13 protein-coding genes are annotated in these 18,494 nt (G+C 36.0%); 9 read left to right on the top strand and 4 right to left on the bottom strand.

The features are described from left to right. Window positions 1-57: 57 nt before the first annotated feature. Both MHB40_RS03385 and MHB40_RS03380 read left to right on the top strand, forming a co-directional pair. The gene (locus MHB40_RS03385; protein ID WP_342533924.1) at window positions 58-693 is read left to right on the top strand and encodes a YigZ family protein; all 636 of its coding nucleotides are present in this window, start codon (window positions 58-60) and stop codon (window positions 691-693) included. A 147-nt stretch (window positions 694-840) separates the two neighbouring features. Next, on the top strand, window positions 841-1,896 hold the full coding sequence (locus MHB40_RS03380) for an LCP family protein (RefSeq protein ID WP_205441218.1): 1,056 nt from the start codon (window positions 841-843) through the stop codon (window positions 1,894-1,896). 246 nt (window positions 1,897-2,142) lie between these two features. Here the strand turns inward: MHB40_RS03380 and MHB40_RS03375 are convergent, their stop codons facing one another. Next, window positions 2,143-3,210 (bottom strand): MraY family glycosyltransferase, encoded by a 1,068-nt coding sequence (locus tag MHB40_RS03375; RefSeq protein WP_004230902.1) that lies wholly within the window; start codon window positions 3,208-3,210, stop codon window positions 2,143-2,145. 225 nt (window positions 3,211-3,435) lie between these two features. On the opposite strand from MHB40_RS03375, the gene secA2 reads away from it, so the two are divergent. Together secA2 and MHB40_RS03365 are read left to right on the top strand one after the other, a co-directional pair. Further along, window positions 3,436-5,799 carry an accessory Sec system translocase SecA2 gene (secA2, locus tag MHB40_RS03370; RefSeq protein ID WP_205441207.1) on the top strand — a complete coding sequence of 788 codons (2,364 nt, stop codon included), beginning with the start codon at window positions 3,436-3,438 and terminating at the stop codon, window positions 5,797-5,799. Next, entirely contained in the window at window positions 5,799-6,698 is a 900-nt protein-coding gene (locus tag MHB40_RS03365; protein WP_342533923.1) for an accessory Sec system S-layer assembly protein, read from the top strand. Before secA2 ends, MHB40_RS03365 begins: the two co-directional genes overlap by 1 nt. 84 nt (window positions 6,699-6,782) lie before the next feature. Here the strand turns inward: MHB40_RS03365 and MHB40_RS03360 are convergent, their stop codons facing one another. Next, entirely contained in the window at window positions 6,783-7,676 is an 894-nt protein-coding gene (locus MHB40_RS03360; protein ID WP_342533922.1) for a LysM peptidoglycan-binding domain-containing protein, read from the bottom strand. Between the two features lie 250 nt (window positions 7,677-7,926). Here MHB40_RS03360 and brnQ point away from each other — a divergent pair, with 250 nt between their 5' ends. Together brnQ and MHB40_RS03350 are read left to right on the top strand one after the other, a co-directional pair. Beyond that, a complete protein-coding gene (gene brnQ / locus MHB40_RS03355; protein ID WP_342533921.1) occupies window positions 7,927-9,246 on the top strand; it encodes a branched-chain amino acid transport system II carrier protein in 1,320 nt (439 codons plus the stop codon). 182 nt (window positions 9,247-9,428) lie between these two features. Continuing rightward, complete coding sequence (locus MHB40_RS03350; RefSeq protein WP_342533920.1) at window positions 9,429-10,796, top strand: S41 family peptidase; 1,368 nt, start codon at window positions 9,429-9,431, stop codon at window positions 10,794-10,796. Between the two features lie 41 nt (window positions 10,797-10,837). Here the strand turns inward: MHB40_RS03350 and MHB40_RS03345 are convergent, their stop codons facing one another. Then, on the bottom strand, window positions 10,838-11,437 hold the full coding sequence (locus MHB40_RS03345) for a helix-turn-helix domain-containing protein (protein WP_342533919.1): 600 nt from the start codon (window positions 11,435-11,437) through the stop codon (window positions 10,838-10,840). A 590-nt stretch (window positions 11,438-12,027) separates the two neighbouring features. Between MHB40_RS03345 and MHB40_RS03340 the strand changes: the two genes are divergently transcribed. Beyond that, window positions 12,028-13,002, top strand: a complete 975-nt coding sequence (locus tag MHB40_RS03340; RefSeq protein ID WP_342534744.1) for a proline dehydrogenase family protein — start codon at window positions 12,028-12,030, stop codon at window positions 13,000-13,002. A 115-nt stretch (window positions 13,003-13,117) separates the two neighbouring features. Here MHB40_RS03340 and MHB40_RS03335 read toward each other — a convergent pair whose 3' ends face one another. Beyond that, entirely contained in the window at window positions 13,118-14,455 is a 1,338-nt protein-coding gene (locus tag MHB40_RS03335) for a helix-turn-helix domain-containing protein (protein ID WP_205441199.1), read from the bottom strand. Window positions 14,456-14,635: 180 nt separating this feature from the next. On the opposite strand from MHB40_RS03335, the gene pruA reads away from it, so the two are divergent. Then, window positions 14,636-16,180 carry an L-glutamate gamma-semialdehyde dehydrogenase gene (pruA, locus tag MHB40_RS03330; RefSeq protein WP_342533918.1) on the top strand — a complete coding sequence of 515 codons (1,545 nt, stop codon included), beginning with the start codon at window positions 14,636-14,638 and terminating at the stop codon, window positions 16,178-16,180. A 274-nt stretch (window positions 16,181-16,454) separates the two neighbouring features. Beyond that, window positions 16,455-18,425 carry an S-layer homology domain-containing protein gene (locus MHB40_RS03325; protein ID WP_342533917.1) on the top strand — a complete coding sequence of 657 codons (1,971 nt, stop codon included), beginning with the start codon at window positions 16,455-16,457 and terminating at the stop codon, window positions 18,423-18,425. Window positions 18,426-18,494: the final 69 nt, after the last annotated feature.

Below are 18,494 nucleotides of genomic sequence, written 5' to 3'. Positions count from 1 at the left end.
GCTTTTTCTTCATGAAAATTATAGAATAGAACTCTAGTTAAAAGGAGATTGATACGAATGAGAGAAAACTATTTAACTGTAAAAGGATATGGTGAAAGCGAAATCGTCATTTCCAAATCTCGCTTTCTCACTTATATAGAACGTGCAGAAACGGAAGAGGATGCAATTTCTTTTATAGATGGTATAAAAAAATTGCATCATAATGCAACACATAACTGCTCTGCTTATATTATTGGCGAGCATGATCATATTCAAAAGGCAAATGATGATGGGGAACCTAGCGGTACAGCAGGCGTCCCTATGTTAGAGGTCTTAAAAAAACAAGGATTAAAAGATACAGTCGTTGTTGTGACTCGCTATTTTGGAGGCATTAAGCTCGGTGGTGGTGGTCTCATTCGTGCTTACGGAAAAGCAACTACAGAGGGATTGATTGCTGCACAGGTAGTCGAACGTAAATTGCATAATTTCATGAAAGTGGCTATTGATTATACATGGCTAGGAAAAGTCGAAAATGAAATAAGAAGCTCATTATATACTTTAGAGGAAATACGCTATTTGGAGGGTGTTGAAATCATTGTTTCTGTGCCAAAAGAGGAAGAGGAACAGTTCCGAAGTTGGATAACAGAAATGACTAATGGACAGGCTTCCACCACTTTCGAAGATGCTCAATTTGTAGAATTTATTGTCAATTAAATAGTTTTAATTGTCGAAACTAAATATGCATAGTATAATTTTTTTGTTAAGCTATTTTATTGTCCACACAATTACTGAGTTAAAATTGAATAAAATTTAGCTTCATCGCATTATTATTCCCAATAATTAGAGGAGAATATATCTATTATGAAAAAAAGATCTGTTAGTCCAAATAAAAAGAGATCTTCTAAAGCTTCCTTAATTATAAAAGTTACACTACTCCTTGTTGCCAGCTTGGTGATTTGTGTAACGGCTTATGCTGTTTACCTTACAAAACAGGTAGAGCATGCTGCAGACTCAGCATATGAGGAGTTAGAAGGTCGAGAGGTTTCTACGCAACGTGTAGAGAAAGTAGAGCCTGTACAAGATAATGTATCTATTTTATTTGTAGGGGTTGATGATAGTGATAATCGCGGGCAAGGTTCAGACCATTCACGCTCCGATGCACTCGTTTTAGCTACATTAAATAATAAAACCCATACAATTAAAATGCTAAGTATTCCTCGTGATTCATACGTTTATATTCCTAAAGTAGGTTATAAAGATAAAATTACTCATGCTCATGCTATGGGTGGAACACTTACTACGATTGAAACAGTAGAGGAACTATTTGATATTCCTATCAATTACTATGTACGTATGAATTTCAATGCCTTTATTGATGTAGTCGATGCTTTAGGTGGTATTGAAGCTGAAGTACCATATGCTTTACATGAATTAGATGAGTTTGATAAGTTTACAATTAACTTACAGCCAGGCTTACAGCATTTAAATGGTAGTGAGGCACTTGCACTCGCAAGAACACGTAAACAAGATAATGATATTGAGCGTGGTAAACGTCAACAAGAAATTCTTTCTGCGATTATTAAAAAAGTCGCTTCTGTTAAGTCCGTTACGAAATATGATGATGTCATTAAAGCTCTTGGTGATAATATGAAAACAGATATGACATTCACTGAAATGAAGTCCTTCTTATCTTATTTATCAAAAGGTGCACCACGTATCGATTCCTTAACATTAGATGGCACGGATGATACATCTACTGGTATTTATTATTACCAGTTAAATCAAGATTCTGTTGAAGAAACAAAAGAGATTTTCAAAAACCATCTTGGCCTAAATGAACAATCATCGAGCCTAACAAGTGGCAATACTGGAACAGATAGTGCTGCCAGTAGCGATGACAATTCAGTTATTGAATAGACCTTTCAGACCATAGACTAACAACTTGTCTATGGTCTTTTTATGCGGCTTTTCCATTTGTTTGACTACCCTTTTCATTTACCCCGCCTAGTAATCGATAAACAAGCTTATTTAAGTTTCCCTTCTCTTCCATTCCCTATACATAAAAAACGGATTAGAAAGCGTTTCTCGGTGACTAGCAACTCACTGTTAAAGTCTTTTTAACAACAAAAAAGCAATCACACAAATTGTATGATTGCTTATATTTTATTTACTAAATATCCGTACAAAATTCAATAATGGTTTATAGTTTTTACCAGCCAACCCGATAACCTCTACAAAGATTTCAATAGCTGTTAGGATGACCGCTACAAGTAAAATAGCTCCCCAAACCTTTGCCATAGAGAAAATGATAGCTGCTAAACCAAACATCACTGCGATTCCGTAAATGATTAGGACTGTTTGTCGATGTGTAAAGCCCATATCGAGTAAACGATGGTGTAAGTGTGATTTATCTGGATCAGACCATTTCTTCTTCATACGAACACGACGGACAATCGCAAAGAACGTATCAGAGATCGGAACACCAAGAATAATAATTGGGATGATTAAAGCTACAAATGTAATATTTTTAAAACCAAGTAACGCTAAAACAGAAATCATAAATCCAAGGAACAATGCCCCTGTATCACCCATAAAGATTTTTGCTGGGTGGAAATTATAAAATAAGAAACCAAGTGAAGCGACAGCTAAAATGGCCGCTAACGCTAAAACAAACACATTACTCATAATAAACGCCATGACAGCTAATGTAATAAGTGCAATTGTAGAAACTCCTGCAGCTAAACCATCTAAGCCATCAATTAAATTAATGGCATTTGTAATACCGATAATCCAAATAATCGTTAATGGAATACTTAGTAAACCAAAGTCTAATGTACCTAAGAACGGTAGATTTACCATTTCAATTTCAATACCGCCTACAAAAACAACAATCAGGGCAGCAACTAGCTGACCAAGCATTTTTGCTTTAGCAGAAATCTCACGCATATCATCAATAACACCCGTGATCACGATTATACAAGCACCAATAATGATAGCTAATAAAGCTTCGTTACTACCATGTTTCGTATGGACTAAAAAAGAATATAAAATCGTCACGCCAATTATAAAGGCAAGGAAAATGGCCAAACCGCCAAGTCTTGGCATAATTCGAGCATGTACTTTTCGATAGTTTGGTGCGTCAACTGCACCTATTCTAAACGCTAAACGTTTCACTAATGGAGTTAACAAAATGGATGCAACGAATGCTGCTATTAAAGACACGTAAAGCATGTCTCTCCTCCTCAAATAAATAATCTACATTGAAATCCAAATTGATTATAGCATGAACAAGCATTGAAATATACTTTTTCTAAACATTTTCCACGATTTCACAAATATTTTGTACATTTTAGCATTAATAGATTCCTATATAGTCAATTGTAGTCACCATTCGCAAAATTTGATAGAATAATGGAGTGTCTAGCATGTAGACAACATTAAAGGAGCGTATATTTCATGTTCTCAATTTTCAAAAGTAACAAAGAGCAAACAAGTGCTCGTCAATTAAAACGCTACTACAAAATAGTAGATCAAATTAACAATCTTGAAGAAAAATATGTTAACAAGTCAGATGCTGAATTACGAGAAATGACTTTTATTTTCAAAGATCAATTAGAACAAGGTGAGCCTATTACATCAATTATCCCGGACGCATTTGCTGTTGTACGCGAAGCCTCAAAACGTGTATTAGGAATGCGTCATTTTGATGTACAACTTATCGGTGGTCTGGTATTAACTGAAGGTAATATTGCTGAAATGCCTACAGGTGAAGGTAAAACACTTGTTGCTTCCCTTCCCTCTTATGTGCGTGCATTAGAAGGCAAAGGTGTTCACGTCATCACAGTAAATGATTACCTGGCGAAACGAGACTATGAGCTAGTTGGCCAAATCCATCGTTTCCTTGGCTTAACTGTTGGTTTAAATGTACCGATGATGGAACCGGCTGAAAAGAAAGAAGCCTATAATGCAGATATTACATACGGTGTGGGTACTGAGTTTGGCTTCGACTATTTACGTGACAATATGGCTTATAGCTTAGCAGATAAAGTGCAACGTCCTTATCACTTCGCTATTATCGATGAAGTGGATAGTGTATTAATCGATGAAGCGAAAACACCGTTAATTATCGCAGGTAAAATGCCTTCTAACGATGAGTTACATCGTATTGCTGCTATGTTAGCGAAACGTTTTAAAGCAGACGAAGATTATGATTTCGATGATGAAACAAAGGCTACTTCTCTTACAGATAAAGGTATTGAAAAAGTTGAGGCAGCATTCAATGTAGACAATCTGTATGACTTAGAACATCAAACTCTTTTCCATTATGTAATCCAAGCTGTGCGTGCACATGTTATGTTTAAGCGCGATGTTGATTACATTGTGAAAGAGGACAAAATTGAGCTTGTTGACATGTTTACTGGTCGTATTCTAGAAGGTCGTTCACTTTCTGATGGCTTACATCAAGCAATTGAAGCTAAAGAAGGTGTAGCCATTACGGATGAAAATAAATCCCAGGCGCAAATCACTATTCAAAACTATTTCCGTATGTATCCGAAGCTTTCCGGGATGACGGGTACAGCGAAAACTCAGGAAAAGGAAATTCGCGAAGTGTACGGCATGGAAGTTATACAAATTCCAACAAACCGTCCGCGTCAACGTATCGATCAGCCTGATATTATTTTTAGCACACAGGAAGCAAAATATAAGTATGTTGCAGCCGAGACGAAAAAACGTCACGAAAAAGGACAGCCAATTTTAATTGGGACAACATCAATCTTACAGTCTGAAACTGTAGCTGACTATCTGAAAAAGGAAAAGTTAACATTCCAATTACTTAATGCAAAAACAGTTGAACAAGAAGTTGAACTTATTTCACAGGCAGGTCAAAAGGGTCGTATTACTGTAGCGACAAACATGGCTGGTCGTGGTACGGATATCATGCTAGGTGATGATGTCCATGAACTTGGTGGTTTATATGTAATTGGGACAGAAAAACATGAAAGCCGCCGTGTAGACAATCAGCTACGTGGGCGTTCAGGTCGTCAAGGTGATATAGGTGAAAGCCGCTTCATTCTCTCTATTGAAGATGATATGTTCCGCCGTTACGCAAAAGAAGAAGTTGAAAAATTCTCTGCAAAAATGGTTGTAGATGAAAATGGCATAATTCAAAATAAAGAGGTACAAGAACTTATAGACCGTACACAGCGTATTGTTGAAGGTTCACAGTACGGCATGCGTGAATACAACTTAAAGTTAGATGATGTCATTAATGATCAGCGTACGGTTCTTTATGGATTACGTGACAAAATTTTAGCCGGTGAAGACTTGATGGGTGAGCTAAAAAAAATGCTTCGTGAAACTGTTGAATTTGCTGTTCATGACGCCGCACCGGAAGACGTATCTTCTATAGATTGGGACTATGATCAAATGGAGTACGCACTTAACTCCTTGTTCATCACACCAGTTACAATTGATCGCGAAGTTGGAAAAGTAAAACAAATGCTAATGGATGTTCAGCCTTCTGAACAAGAACTACTCAATCATATGGAGAAATTTGCTGAAAACGAAAGAGTAATGGAAGTACTTCCTCAAATCATGCTTAGCCATATCGATAGTGGTTGGGTAAAGCATTTAGAGGCAATGAGTCATTTAAAAGAAGGAATTGGTTTACGTCATTATCAGCAAGAAGATCCAATGCGTATTTACCAACGTGAAGGACTCGAATTATTCGGTAAAAATTTCCAAGAATTACGTCGTTCAATAATTATTGAAATTACAGGCTTCATGAAAACAGTTGAGGCACAACAGGAGGCACAATAATGGGCTTATTTTCATTCTTTAAAAAATCAGATAAAGTTGTTCAGGAGAACACAATTGACTCAAAAGATTTATTGGGAAATACTACAAAAAACACTGGCGATAATCGTGATGTGGAAACAAAATTATCATTCCATCCAGAGTGGGATGTGCCACAAGAACAAAAATACATTTTTAACTTCCTAGCGAATGAGCTAGAGCCATTGAAACCAAATCAATTGTCACTATCTTCTATTAGTATCGAAGAAGACATACTCACTCGTAAATGGCTTGTTCGTGCATTTTTCCGTTCATCCTTATCACAAGCAATTGAACTAGGTGAGATTGAACTTTTCATCTTGGATAAAAACGATGAGCTTGTAGCATCTAAAAAATTCGATTTTAAAGCGCTCGGCACAATTCCAGCAGAAAGTGCACGTCCATGGGTGTTTGAGTTTGAAAATGCTACAATTAAAGCAGATGAAGTGCCAGAAGATGGTTGGAAAATTGCCTTTAACCTTGTTTCCCTTCGTGGTCATCAATTAGAATTAGATCCATCATGGGAAGAACAATTACCAGAAGCACAAAAAGAAGAGCTTGCAAAAATCGTTAAAACATTACCAGAGTTAGGCGAAACAGAGGTAAACTTCACAGGTTTACAGGCAAAGTTAGCTGACAATGGTAATTTAAATGCAACTATTTTTATCCGCAACGGACATAAGAAAGCAATCAATTTAGAACAATTACCGTTAGAAATTATTGATGCAACAGGTAAACAAATTGCAAAAGGTTCATTTAAAATGAATCCAATTCTAACAGTCCAACCAAACTCTACAAAGCCTTGGACATTTATTTTCCCAGCAGAGCTTGTTGATGCAAAAGACGCTGACCTCTCTCGTTGGACAGCACGTGTAACACAATAACCGAATAAAACCCCCTCTCTTTTTGAAGAAGGGGGTTTTGCTCAAATTAAAAGCGATTTTTGCCTAGGCAAAAATCGCTACTTTTTATTTCACACTGTCAAAACGCTTGTAAGCTACTAATTTAGAAGACCAGTAAGAGTACGTAACATCTGATACTTCTACACCATCTGTACCCGCATGTATGAATTTATTATCACCGAGATAAATTCCCATATGAGAAATACCTTCTTTATACGTATTTTCAAAGAATACTAAATCACCAGGTACCGGATTTTCTACATGGGTTGTATTGCCATAAAAATAACCTTCACTGCTTGCTCTTCCTATTTTTAAACCACCTTGATTAAAAGCATAAAAAATAAAGCCACTGCAATCAAGACCTACTGGTGTATTACCACCGTATAGATAAGGTGTTCCAACCAATGTATTGGCAACTTCAACTGTTTTGTTATAAATCGCTTGTCCATTAGCTGTAGGATCTTTAGCGGTTACTTTTGATGGAGTGCCCGTACCTGAAGTCACATTATTATGTATAGTATCACCATCGGGTATCACTGCGCCTTGAGAAACCTTCAACACTTGTCCAATAAAAATCGTGTCTTTTTCAAGCTTATTCAAATCCATTATATCCTTAATTGTCACATTATATTGCTTTGCGATTTTTGATAATGTGTCACCTTTTGCTACTGTATGTGAGCTAGTTGTTGGTTTTACAGATGTTGATGGAGTGGAAGGCTTTACTCCCTCATTCGTAGATTGTTTTTGAATCTCAAGCTTTTGAGCTACATAAATCGTATCTTTCGATAGATTATTCCACTTCATAATATCCCCAATAGAAACTTGATGATTTTGGGCGATTTTAGTTAAAGTATCTCCTTTTTGTACAGTATATGTTGCTGCTTCTGCTGTTTGTAGTGCTAAAAATGAAGTTGCTATAGTACTTAAAACAAGAATTCTCCATTTTTTTGTCTTTTGCATACCAAAGTGCCTCCGTTCGTGCTAGAATATTCCCTTGTGTGTCTATCATACTAGATAACTACCTCATGAAAAATCGGAAAAACTGACTATTTTTCAAACATTATAGCAAACTTATAGAATACGACGAAATCCGACTATATTGAAATACTATTTCGATTGCAAGATTAGTGTTCCTATGATAACATACACTTCTGTATTTAAAATTTTTAGAAAGTTTTAGCTTTTCAATCTTAAAGGAGTTTTTATACTTATGAAGAACATCTTGCATTTCATCAAAGGAAATTTAGCAGTAGGATTACTACTATTTGCCTTGTTCTTGGGTGCTGGTAATATTATTTTTCCACCATTATTAGGCCAACAAGCAGGTGAAAACATCACTGTAGCCATGATTGGTTTCCTTATAACAGGTGTTGGTTTACCACTACTAGCGATCGTTGCAGTTGCCAAAGCAGGAGGCGATTTGCAGCTGCTTGCAAACCGTGTTAGCCCTGCTTTTGGTGTGATTTTCACCTCAATTGTCTATTTAGCGATTGGACCGTTCTTTGCTGTACCACGAACAGGGTCTGTATCCTATGAAATAGGCATTGCGCCATTCCTCTCTGAAGCTATGAGGGATCATTGGGCGCCACTATTTATCACATCTATTTTGTTTTTCACTTTAATTCTTTATTTATCCATTAATCCTTCGAAGCTTGTCGATCGAGTAGGCAAAATTTTAACACCTGCCCTGCTTTTTGTTATTTTATTGCTTGCTATTAAAAGTTTTATCTCTCCAATGGGAGAACCAGGAGAAGCTGTAGGAAACTATAAAGTGTCACCTTTAGCTGAAGGCTTTGTACAAGGTTACTTAACAATGGACGTTCTAAGTGCTCTTGTTTTTGGTATCGTAATTTTACAGGCCTTGCGTGATATGGGTATGAAGGATACGAAAAAGCAAGTAAAAACAACGATTTTTGCCGGTGTCGTTGCTGCTATTGGTTTATCATTTGTCTATATCTCTCTAGGCCATATTGGTAACACAAGTATCAATGCAATCGGTATCTCTGATAATGGCGGAAATATTATTGCAAAATCAGCTGAGGTGCTCTTTGGAAGCCTTGGAAGTATTATTTTGTCTGCGACTATTTTACTAGCTTGTATATCAACAGCTGTCGGTTTATTAACTGCCAATGCACAGTTTTTCCACAAGCTCTTCCCCAAAATTTCGTACAAAACGTTTTTAATTGTCTTCACTATTTTTAGTACAGCTATTACAAATGTAGGGCTTTCAACAATAATTAATGCGTCACTTCCTGTACTCTTAATTATTTATCCATTAGCTATGGTATTGATGGTCTTATCACTAGCAGATCATTTCTTTAAAGGTGGACAAATTGTTTATATTTTAGCGCTCGTTCCAACTTTCCTTGTTAGTCTATATGGTGGCTTAAAACAAATGAAAGTTGAAATTACACCTTATGAAAATATCCTGAAAGCATTGCCAATGTATGGGCAAAATTTAGGGTGGCTTTTACCAGCTATTGTTGGTGCATTAATTGGTTTTATTATTCATAAATTGATAAAAAAATAATATACAAGAATCTGCTTATCCTCTAGTGACAAGCGGATTCTTTTTCTATCTCATATAAGTCCACCACTATAGTTATGGCTTCATGTATAATAAAAATCAGATACTCAATTGCAAAATGTAACCATCCAATTAATACCTTAAATTGCTACATTCTATTTTGGGTTCTAGAAAAGAGGTGTCCAATGAAAAAGTTAATATGGTCATTCGCATTTGTTCTAGGCTTTTTCCTTCTCCCTTTTACAACGACTCACGCTGCTGAAAATGATCAACAGCTTATCAAGGAAATTAAGGAGATTGTGAAAGATACTTACGTTGGAACAATTAATGGAAACTTAGAGAAGGCTACATCCATCTCAGAAATCATGAGTATGCTTGATCCTTACTCAACCTATTTCACTAAGCAAGAATTCGAAAATTATATGAATAGCATCAATCTAGCTACTATAGGGATTGGTGTTGTGATTGAAGAACACGAAGATGGAATTCATATTTTACAAGTAATTGAAGGAAGCGGCGCATTTGAGGCTGGTGTTCAGGCTGGAGATATCATCATTGGCGTTAATGGCGAATCTATAATTGGTCGCTCTACACAAGAGGCATCCTCCCTATTAATCGGTAATGAAGGAACTAAGGTGGAAGTTACATTAAAGCATAGTGATGGTTCAACAACTACGAAAACTATTACACGTAAAAAATTCACTTTACCGAATGTACAAACTGACCTACTATTTGGAAATGTGGGCTATATCTCGTTAGCCTCTTTTTCAGAGGATGGCGCACAGCTTGTCAAAAATGCAATGATTGACTTAAAAAAACTTGGTGCAACATCGTTCATCTTAGATTTACAAAACAATGGTGGCGGTTATGTGACAACAGCTGAAGAACTTACAGGATTATTCCCATCTGCTAAAGTTGCCTATTTATTAGAAGAAGCACAAGCCTCTTATACAATACCAGCAGTTCAACAAGATACAAAGTTTCCAAAAAATACGCGTATTCTTGTCAATCGCTATAGTGCAAGTGCTTCTGAAATGCTTTCTGCCTCATTAAAAGATCAAAAAGCTGCTATTTTATACGGAGAAACAACCTACGGGAAAGGTGCAATGCAAGGCTTTTATACATTACATGATGGAAGCTATTTAAAGCTCACAGTTGGTAAATTTACGGGTCCTGCGGGTCATACCATTCATGAAGTAGGCGTTAAACCAAATGTTCAAACGACAACAGCACCTATTTTCCAGGCACATTCTGATGCATTGAAGGAGAAGTATTCTAAATATAAACAACTCTCCACTGTAAAAAGTATTGCTGATACGCAAAAATTCACAGTGAAATTCCCTTCAGCACTTACTACACAAATCGCCAAGAGCAACATTCAACTGGTTGCTTTAGGGGCTAAGGAAGTACCCGTAACAGTTAAAATTGAAGGGCGTTCAATAACAGTTACATCTAAGAGTGCTTTATCAGCGGATCAGGAATATATGCTACTTATTCACCCAAGGAGCAAAGATCAAAAAGGCTACTATCAGCATATAAGAATAAACAATTAAAAAATCCTGTCATCGATTTTTATTCTCGATGACAGGATTTTTTATATCACTTCTTTAGTTTTCCAAAAATATAATTGTACAATATCATTTGCAAGTTCTGCAGGTAATCTTTTTTCTTCTAATAAATTCGTTATGATTAGTCTTTCTATTGACCCTACCAAACTATCTATCATTATTTTTATATCCACACTATACAGTAGAAGATCTTTGTCACAATCATGTAGATAAATAAGGTGGATCAATTGTTGTGTCAGTTGTTTTTTTACTAAATGGGCTTGCTTGGATTCAACAAAACCTATTTTAGTTAATTCAGGATTTTCAATAATATAAACAAACAGGTTCAATAACTTTTGCTCTAGTAGTGTGACAAAACCCTGTAATCCGTTTTCAATAATGTCAGTAGACTTATTATTCATTACCGCAAAGAATCCACTTTGAAATTGCGCATTCAAATCGTTATAAAGGGCATCCTTGCTTTTAAAATAGAGATAAAAAGTAGGCTGAGTTACATTGGCAGCCTTTACAATGTCACTAATTTTTGTGTGATGATAACCTTTATCAGAAAATAGCTCTATCGCTTTTTCAAGTAATAGTTGTTTGCTTTGTTCTCCATTTGAATTAAATTTTCTGCCTCTTGCCATACTTTCCACCTTATCTTAGTTTAGAGTAGTCATATTCCCTTTTGTATTGCTTATATAGACACACTATTCTAAATCAAAAGTAACTATAAATTCACAAAACGTACATAATTTAATCTTGATTATATACCATTTCATTATAATACACCCTGTTTTTTTTTACTATAAACTACTATTAATATGATATTTAGATTGAAAAATGCAAAAGTGGATACCTAAGAATCGCTTCTAAGATATCCACTATTATTTAGCTAATAAATTATATTATAATAACAATAACTCTATATTGAGATTCCTAAATACTATCGTGCCATTCAAGTAAAACTACTCTCTAAAACACCAATATCATACATATGCCCAAATTAAGACATATAACAACCAACATAAAGCAAATCTATAATTTTGAAAAGTCCTTTTTTTTGAAAAAATTTTTTTAAATTGTTTTTTTACTACGAAAAAGTCAATGACTGCAATAGTTTTATCTCCCTAACTAGCTGTCAAAAAAATTTTTTCTGAAAATCAAACCATTTTACTTTTCAAAAAAAGTGTTATAATCGCCAAGAATTTAAAATTTTCATTTTTGGAGGCATATGATGGTATTACGTGACTTTTTCATTTATTTATCAGAGAACAAATTATTAAACAGCGCTGCACAAAAATATGGTTTAAAAATGGGTGCCCAAAGTGTTGTTGCTGGTACAAGTTTACCAGAAGTTGTGCAATCGATTAAAGAATTAAACAAGGCTAATATTTCTTGTACTGTCGATAATCTAGGCGAGTTCGTCTACGAAAAATCAGAGGCAACTGCTGCCAAAAATAATATTTTAGCTGTTGTACAAGCTATCCATGATGAACAGCTTGATGCACACATCTCTCTTAAACCTTCACAATTAGGTTTAGATATTGATTATGCATTTTGCTATGAAAACTTAAAAGAAATCGTAGCTCTTGCACATCAATATAATGTTTTCGTGAATTTTGATATGGAAAACTACGAGCGTTTACATAGCTCTTTTGAATTATTAGAGGAATTACACAAAGAGTATGATAACGTAGGGACAGTTATTCAAGCTTACTTCTTCGAATCAGAGGAAAATATTGAGAAATATAAAAACTTCCGCTTACGTATTGTAAAAGGTGCTTACAAAGAACCTGAAAATGTGGCATACCAATCAAAAACTGATATTGACCATAATTACTTAAAACTAATTGAATATCATTTGTTACATGGTAAATTTACTTCAATCGCTACACACGACCATAATGTGATCAACCATGTAAAACAATTTGTGAAACAACACAATATTCCAAATGAAAAATTCGAATTCCAAATGCTATATGGTTTCCGTAAAGAAATGCAGCTAGATCTTGCACGTGAAGGTTATAACTTCTGCACATACCTTCCATTTGGTAATGATTGGTACGGTTACTTCATGCGTCGTTTAGCAGAGCGTCCGCAAAACGTAGCACTTGTAACAAAACAAGTGTTTAACAAAAAAACGAACATGGCAATTGGATTAGGAGCCGCAGCATTTGCCCTTGGTCGCCTTTCAAAAAAAGCTAAATAATTACACAAGCTGAGAGCTATCCATCACTTTAGTAATTCTATCCTTCACTTTCGGGAACCTATCCGTCTATTTAGTAAATCTAACCATCACATCAACAACAAAAGCGAAAACATCGTTAATCAATGTTTTCGCTTTTTTTATTGAGCTTATAGTTTTTAACACGATACTGTAAACTTTGTCGACGAATCCCCAATGCAGCAGCCGTTTTGGAAATATTCCCCTGATGAAAGTCCAATGCCTTCGAAATATAGTACTCCTCTACCTCTTTCATATAGACATCTAACGGTCGAATATCCTGTTGATTTTTAATAACAAACAAGTCACTCGTAGAAACCTCTTTTTCCGTCTCCTCACAAGAGCTTTGGATTTTCCATTTGAAATGCACAGGTAGCATATGTGATTCAACGATTGTTTCATTGGTGATCAATGAGGTAATTTCATCCAACAGGACTTCTAATTCCTTTAAATTCCCAGGCCAATCATATTTTAAAAAAGTATCTCGTACTTCTTCTGAAAGCCCTTGAATAGATGAGCCAAAGCTATCACGATGCCTTTTGAAATAATCATCGATAAAAGGCATAATATCTTCTTTTCTTTCTCGTAAAGGGGGCACATAAATCGTAATACCTGAAAAAAGTCGGTAAAGCTTTTTGGATAGCTCGTGCTTTTGAATTAGATCAATTGGATCTTTGCCAACACTAGCAATTAAAACATGCTGATGATTCGGATGATTATTGAAAAGTTCAACAATCTTTTCTTGTGCTTCTAGCGATAAATATTCGATGCGCTCAGCAAAGAAGGTTATTTTCTCCTTTTCCACAATATATTTTTCAAATTGCTTTAAAACCGTTTTCTCATCTCGGCGGCAAATTAAAGCAATAAACATATCATTTTGCACCTTTAGATCATGATGAATTCCCTCTGCAACCATATCAATCCCAGTACCTGATTCCCCTATTAATACAACAGGCATTCTACTTAGCGCCACAATCTTTGCCTTTTCAATGACATCCTTCATGACTGGTGATACTGCCGTGATGATGTCAAATGTCAATGGTGCGCCATACCTTCTTAATGGCTGATACATCATGTATTCAAGCTGTGTAATATCTCGGGCAAATTCCACAGCCCCTATTAAAGAGCCTTCATAGTGCAACGGATAAATATTGCTTATGTAGGTCACTTCTTGATTTTTTTTATTCCAATACGTTTTTTTTATATTGTGCACTGGCGTTTCAGAGCTGAGGACCTTATAAATATCACTTTTTTCGATTTCAAAATCAATGATCTCTAAGGCTCGCCTCTCCTCAAATTCATCCTCATTAACGCCTTCTAATTCTCTCATTTTTTTATTGTATATAAGCAATTTGCCCTCAGTGTCTACCACACAAATTCCCATATCGCCTTTTTCAATGACGTATTTATAAATACTTAGTAGTACATTATTATCCATCTTGTCCTCCTGTATTCCATTAAGCTTATTCTAACACCAATATGAAAAGCAGATGCAAAAATTAAAAAAGTTTTAAAATTTGAGTTGATTAATGCCAAATTATATTGCATTATATAATTAACACAATCTTAAAAGGTGCATAATCATTTGGCACCACTTATCCATGGGGAGGAAACTGACATGATTCCATACAAACACGAACCATTCACAGATTTTTCACAAGAGGCAAACTACAATGCTTATGTAGAGGCTTTAAATAAAGTTGAAGGTTACTTAGGTCAAGACTACCCACTAATTATTGGTGGCGAGCGCATTACAACAGAAGATAAAATCGTTTCGTACAATCCTGCAAAGAAAACAGAAGTTATTGGTCGCGTTTCGAAAGCAAGCAAAGATTTAGCTGAAAAAGCAATGCAAGCGGCAGATGAAACATTTAAAACTTGGAAAAAAGTTGATCCAGCGATTCGTGCGGACGTTTTATTCAAAGCAGCAGCGATTATTCGTCGTCGTAAACATGAATTCTCTGCTTTATTAACAAAAGAAGCTGGGAAACCATGGGCAGAGGCAGATGCAGATACAGCGGAAGCAATCGACTTCTTAGAATACTATGGTCGCCAAATGCTACGCATTAAAAACGGTCAACCAGTAGAAAGCCGTCCAGGTGAGTACAACCGTTATGACTATATTCCACTAGGAATTGGTATCGTCATCTCACCTTGGAACTTCCCATTTGCAATCATGGCTGGTACAACAGTAGCTGCTTTAGTAACAGGGAACACAGTTTTATTAAAACCAGCTTCAACAACTCCTGTTGTGGCGTATAAATTTATCGAAGTATTAGAAGAAGCAGGTCTTCCAGCAGGTGCAGTGAACTTCGTACCAGGTTCTGGTGCTGAAGTAGGTGACTACTTAGTTGATCATCCAAAAACTCGTTTCATCAGCTTCACAGGTTCACGTGATGTTGGCTTACGTATCAACCAACGTGCATCTGTGTTAAATGACGGTCAAATTTGGATTAAACGCGTTATCGCTGAAATGGGCGGTAAAGATACAATCGTAGTCGATAAAGAAGCTGATCTTGAATTAGCTGCACAATCGATCGTGAAATCAGCATTTGGCTTCTCTGGTCAAAAATGTTCAGCATGTTCTCGTGCTGTTATCGTAGAAGATGTCTATGAGCAAGTGGTGAATCGTGTAGAAGAGTTAACAAACGCTTTAACAGTGGGTGACCCAACTGATTTCAGCAACTTCATGGCAACAGTAATTGACCAAGCAGCATTCAATAAAATTACAGAGTACATCGAAATCGGTAAAGGTGAAGGTCGCCTAGTAGCTGGTGGTACAGCAGATGATTCAGTCGGTTACTTCGTACAACCAACTGTTTTCGCGGACGTAGAGCCTTCTGCACGTATTATGAAAGAAGAAATCTTCGGACCAGTAGTAGCAATCGCAAAAGCAAAAGATTTCGACCACGCGATTGAAATTGCAAACGATACAGAATACGGTTTAACAGGCGCTGTTATCACAACTAACCGTGTGAACCTAGAAAAAGCGCGTGAAGAATTCCATGTAGGAAACCTTTACTTCAACCGTGGCTGTACAGGTGCAATCGTTGGTTACCAACCATTCGGTGGCTTCAACATGTCAGGTACAGATTCAAAAGCAGGTGGCCCAGACTACCTACAACTGCATATGCAAGCAAAAACAACTTCAGAAATGCTTTAATTATTATCCCAATAAAATGCCGTACATTGTTTCTTAGCACACAATGTACGGCATTATTTTTATGGACAACACAAAGGACATATATAATAGAAGAAACTCATGTGAATTTCGATTCACTTCCCCTCTCCTATTTTAAACTAACTCTCTCATCAAAATATAAAAGCATACTTATTGCCTATAAAAGGTTGGTATATTTTATGGTATTTCTAACATTTGACCCTTATCTTGATTGTGTAACTTTGTTAAAATGATATCAGTTTAGGAGGGTAAAACTATGAAAAAACTATCAATTTTTATGTTGCTCATGATGCTTGTTAGTCTAGCCATTTGGCAACCCCAATCGGTCTATGCAGATGAGCTATCAGGACATATGCATGAGAGTGGTCTGCGCTATTTAATTCAGAAAGATGCATTGCTGAAAGATGCAAATGGTAGCTATCGTCCAAATGCTACGGTAACACGCGGTGAATTCGCCACATACATAGCAAAAGCGTTAGATTTGGACGCAAAGAACGAGATAACGTTTACAGATGTCTCAGACACATATTTATTTGCAAATGAAATTAAGCTTGCTGCTACTGCTGGAATTATTACTGGCTATACGGATGGCTCATTTAAGCCCGATGACCGTATTTCAAGAGAGCATATGGCAGTTATGCTAATCAGAGCTGTTGATTATTTAAAAATACCAAAAGGTACTTCTTCTATTACCTTCAAAGACAATACCACTATTTTTAAAGATTTCCGTCAAGATGTTGCAATCGGTGCACAATTAGGACTTATTAAAGGAAGCTCCAATGGCATGTTTTTACCTAGAGACAATGCCACAATTGGTGAAGCGTCAACATTTATCTTACGATTAATCCTTCTTGCTGATCAGGTTGACGCTGGTAAAAATGAAAACAACGGTAACTCTGAGAATAACGGTAATACTAATAATAATGAGAACAACAATAATACTGGTAATAACGGTAATACTACCGCATATATCGTCAAAGAAATTTCAAATGGTAATCTAGTAGACAAGCAAACCTTTACTAGCTTTGAAGCAGCTGAAAAAGCGATGACGAATAATTCTTTAGTGATTACTCAAAATAATAAAATTATCAAAATGACTTCAGGTTATGTTGTAACGAATAATTATGTGGCACTGAATTCTGAAACCATAAAGGATCAAATCGCAGTTGCTGGTAATACAGAAATGGAGTATCTAGGTAGTGATGCCACACAAGTTAAAGTACGTTTAGCTGGTCATACTGGCTATTTAAAGCAGGCAGACGTTAGCTTAATTCCTTCTGCTTTAGTGAAAGGCCGTTCTTATTACACAAATGAATATGGTGAAATAAAACATACCTTATATGATTATAAAACAAATAAATATTCAGCTAGTTACGTGTATGGCAAGGCACCTAGCTTTATGAAGCAGGGTGAGAAATACTTTAGCTGGGATGGCATTAACTTTACCAATGCTGATGGTTCTTCAAAAGGAGAAGCCTATAACTACTATCAATTCTTACCAGCCCGTGCAACAACTCAATATACAGTAGAAGAGCTAGATCAATATATTGTGGAAAAATTAGCAGAGGTTGAAAGCTCTGGTGCTTCGATTTATAAAAATGCCACAACTAAAAGTAAGCTACTTGGCTTAGGTTCTGTATTAAAAGACGTGGAAGCAAATTCTCATATCAATGCTATGCTTATTTTATCTCTAGCACAGCATGAGAGTGCCTATGGTATGAGTGATCACGCTCAAAACCTAAATAATCTATTTGGGTTATATGTCTATGATACGAATCCACTGAACAAAAAGTTTGATAGTGTCGAAGCTAATATTAATGAGTTGGTTGAAAAATTCTTACAGCCAAATTATATTACGCCAGGTGGACGTTATACGAATGGTGCAGTTGTTGGCTCTAAAGCTATCGGCTTCAACGTAAAATACGCTTCAGATCCATTCTGGGGTGCCAAAGTTGCTGGACATTATTATCGTGCAGAAAAAGCTTTAGGCTTTAAAGATGCGAATAATCCTTATAAAATCGCACTTACAACAACTGCTGGACTGAATGTTCGTGCAGATGCATCAACAAGTCAAAGTCCACTCTTCACATTTAGTAAAAGTAATATGCCGGTCATTGTCACAGATACAAGCTCAAACGGTTGGTATCAAGTTGTTTCGGATAAACTAAACACTGAACCAGGATATATTAGTAAGGATTACATTAAATTCATTAATACCGTGAAATAACAGTAAATGGCTGCCTCTTCTAATTGAGGCAGCCATTTACTGTTGTTAAAAAGGATAAAGTTACTAGCA

The sequence above is a fragment of the Lysinibacillus sp. FSL K6-0057 genome, from assembly GCF_038630885.1.
Lineage (GTDB): Bacteria > Bacillota > Bacilli > Bacillales_A > Planococcaceae > Lysinibacillus > Lysinibacillus fusiformis_F.
This window is presented reverse-complemented; position numbering and strand designations above follow the sequence as displayed.

What these genes read in the sequence shown, in the direction of transcription:
- MHB40_RS03365 (WP_342533923.1), top strand. Translation starts at nt 5,799, where the DNA reads ATGGGCTTATTTTCATTCTTTAAAAAATCAGATAAAGTTGTTCAGGAG.
- secA2 (WP_205441207.1), top strand. Translation starts at nt 3,436, where the DNA reads ATGTTCTCAATTTTCAAAAGTAACAAAGAGCAAACAAGTGCTCGTCAA.
- MHB40_RS03360 (WP_342533922.1), bottom strand. Translation starts at nt 7,676, where the DNA reads ATGCAAAAGACAAAAAAATGGAGAATTCTTGTTTTAAGTACTATAGCA.
- MHB40_RS03385 (WP_342533924.1), top strand. Translation starts at nt 58, where the DNA reads ATGAGAGAAAACTATTTAACTGTAAAAGGATATGGTGAAAGCGAAATC.
- MHB40_RS03350 (WP_342533920.1), top strand. Translation starts at nt 9,429, where the DNA reads ATGAAAAAGTTAATATGGTCATTCGCATTTGTTCTAGGCTTTTTCCTT.
- pruA (WP_342533918.1), top strand. Translation starts at nt 14,636, where the DNA reads ATGATTCCATACAAACACGAACCATTCACAGATTTTTCACAAGAGGCA.
- MHB40_RS03380 (WP_205441218.1), top strand. Translation starts at nt 841, where the DNA reads ATGAAAAAAAGATCTGTTAGTCCAAATAAAAAGAGATCTTCTAAAGCT.
- MHB40_RS03345 (WP_342533919.1), bottom strand. Translation starts at nt 11,437, where the DNA reads ATGGCAAGAGGCAGAAAATTTAATTCAAATGGAGAACAAAGCAAACAA.
- MHB40_RS03375 (WP_004230902.1), bottom strand. Translation starts at nt 3,210, where the DNA reads ATGCTTTACGTGTCTTTAATAGCAGCATTCGTTGCATCCATTTTGTTA.
- brnQ (WP_342533921.1), top strand. Translation starts at nt 7,927, where the DNA reads ATGAAGAACATCTTGCATTTCATCAAAGGAAATTTAGCAGTAGGATTA.
- MHB40_RS03340 (WP_342534744.1), top strand. Translation starts at nt 12,028, where the DNA reads ATGGTATTACGTGACTTTTTCATTTATTTATCAGAGAACAAATTATTA.
- MHB40_RS03325 (WP_342533917.1), top strand. Translation starts at nt 16,455, where the DNA reads ATGAAAAAACTATCAATTTTTATGTTGCTCATGATGCTTGTTAGTCTA.
- MHB40_RS03335 (WP_205441199.1), bottom strand. Translation starts at nt 14,455, where the DNA reads ATGGATAATAATGTACTACTAAGTATTTATAAATACGTCATTGAAAAA.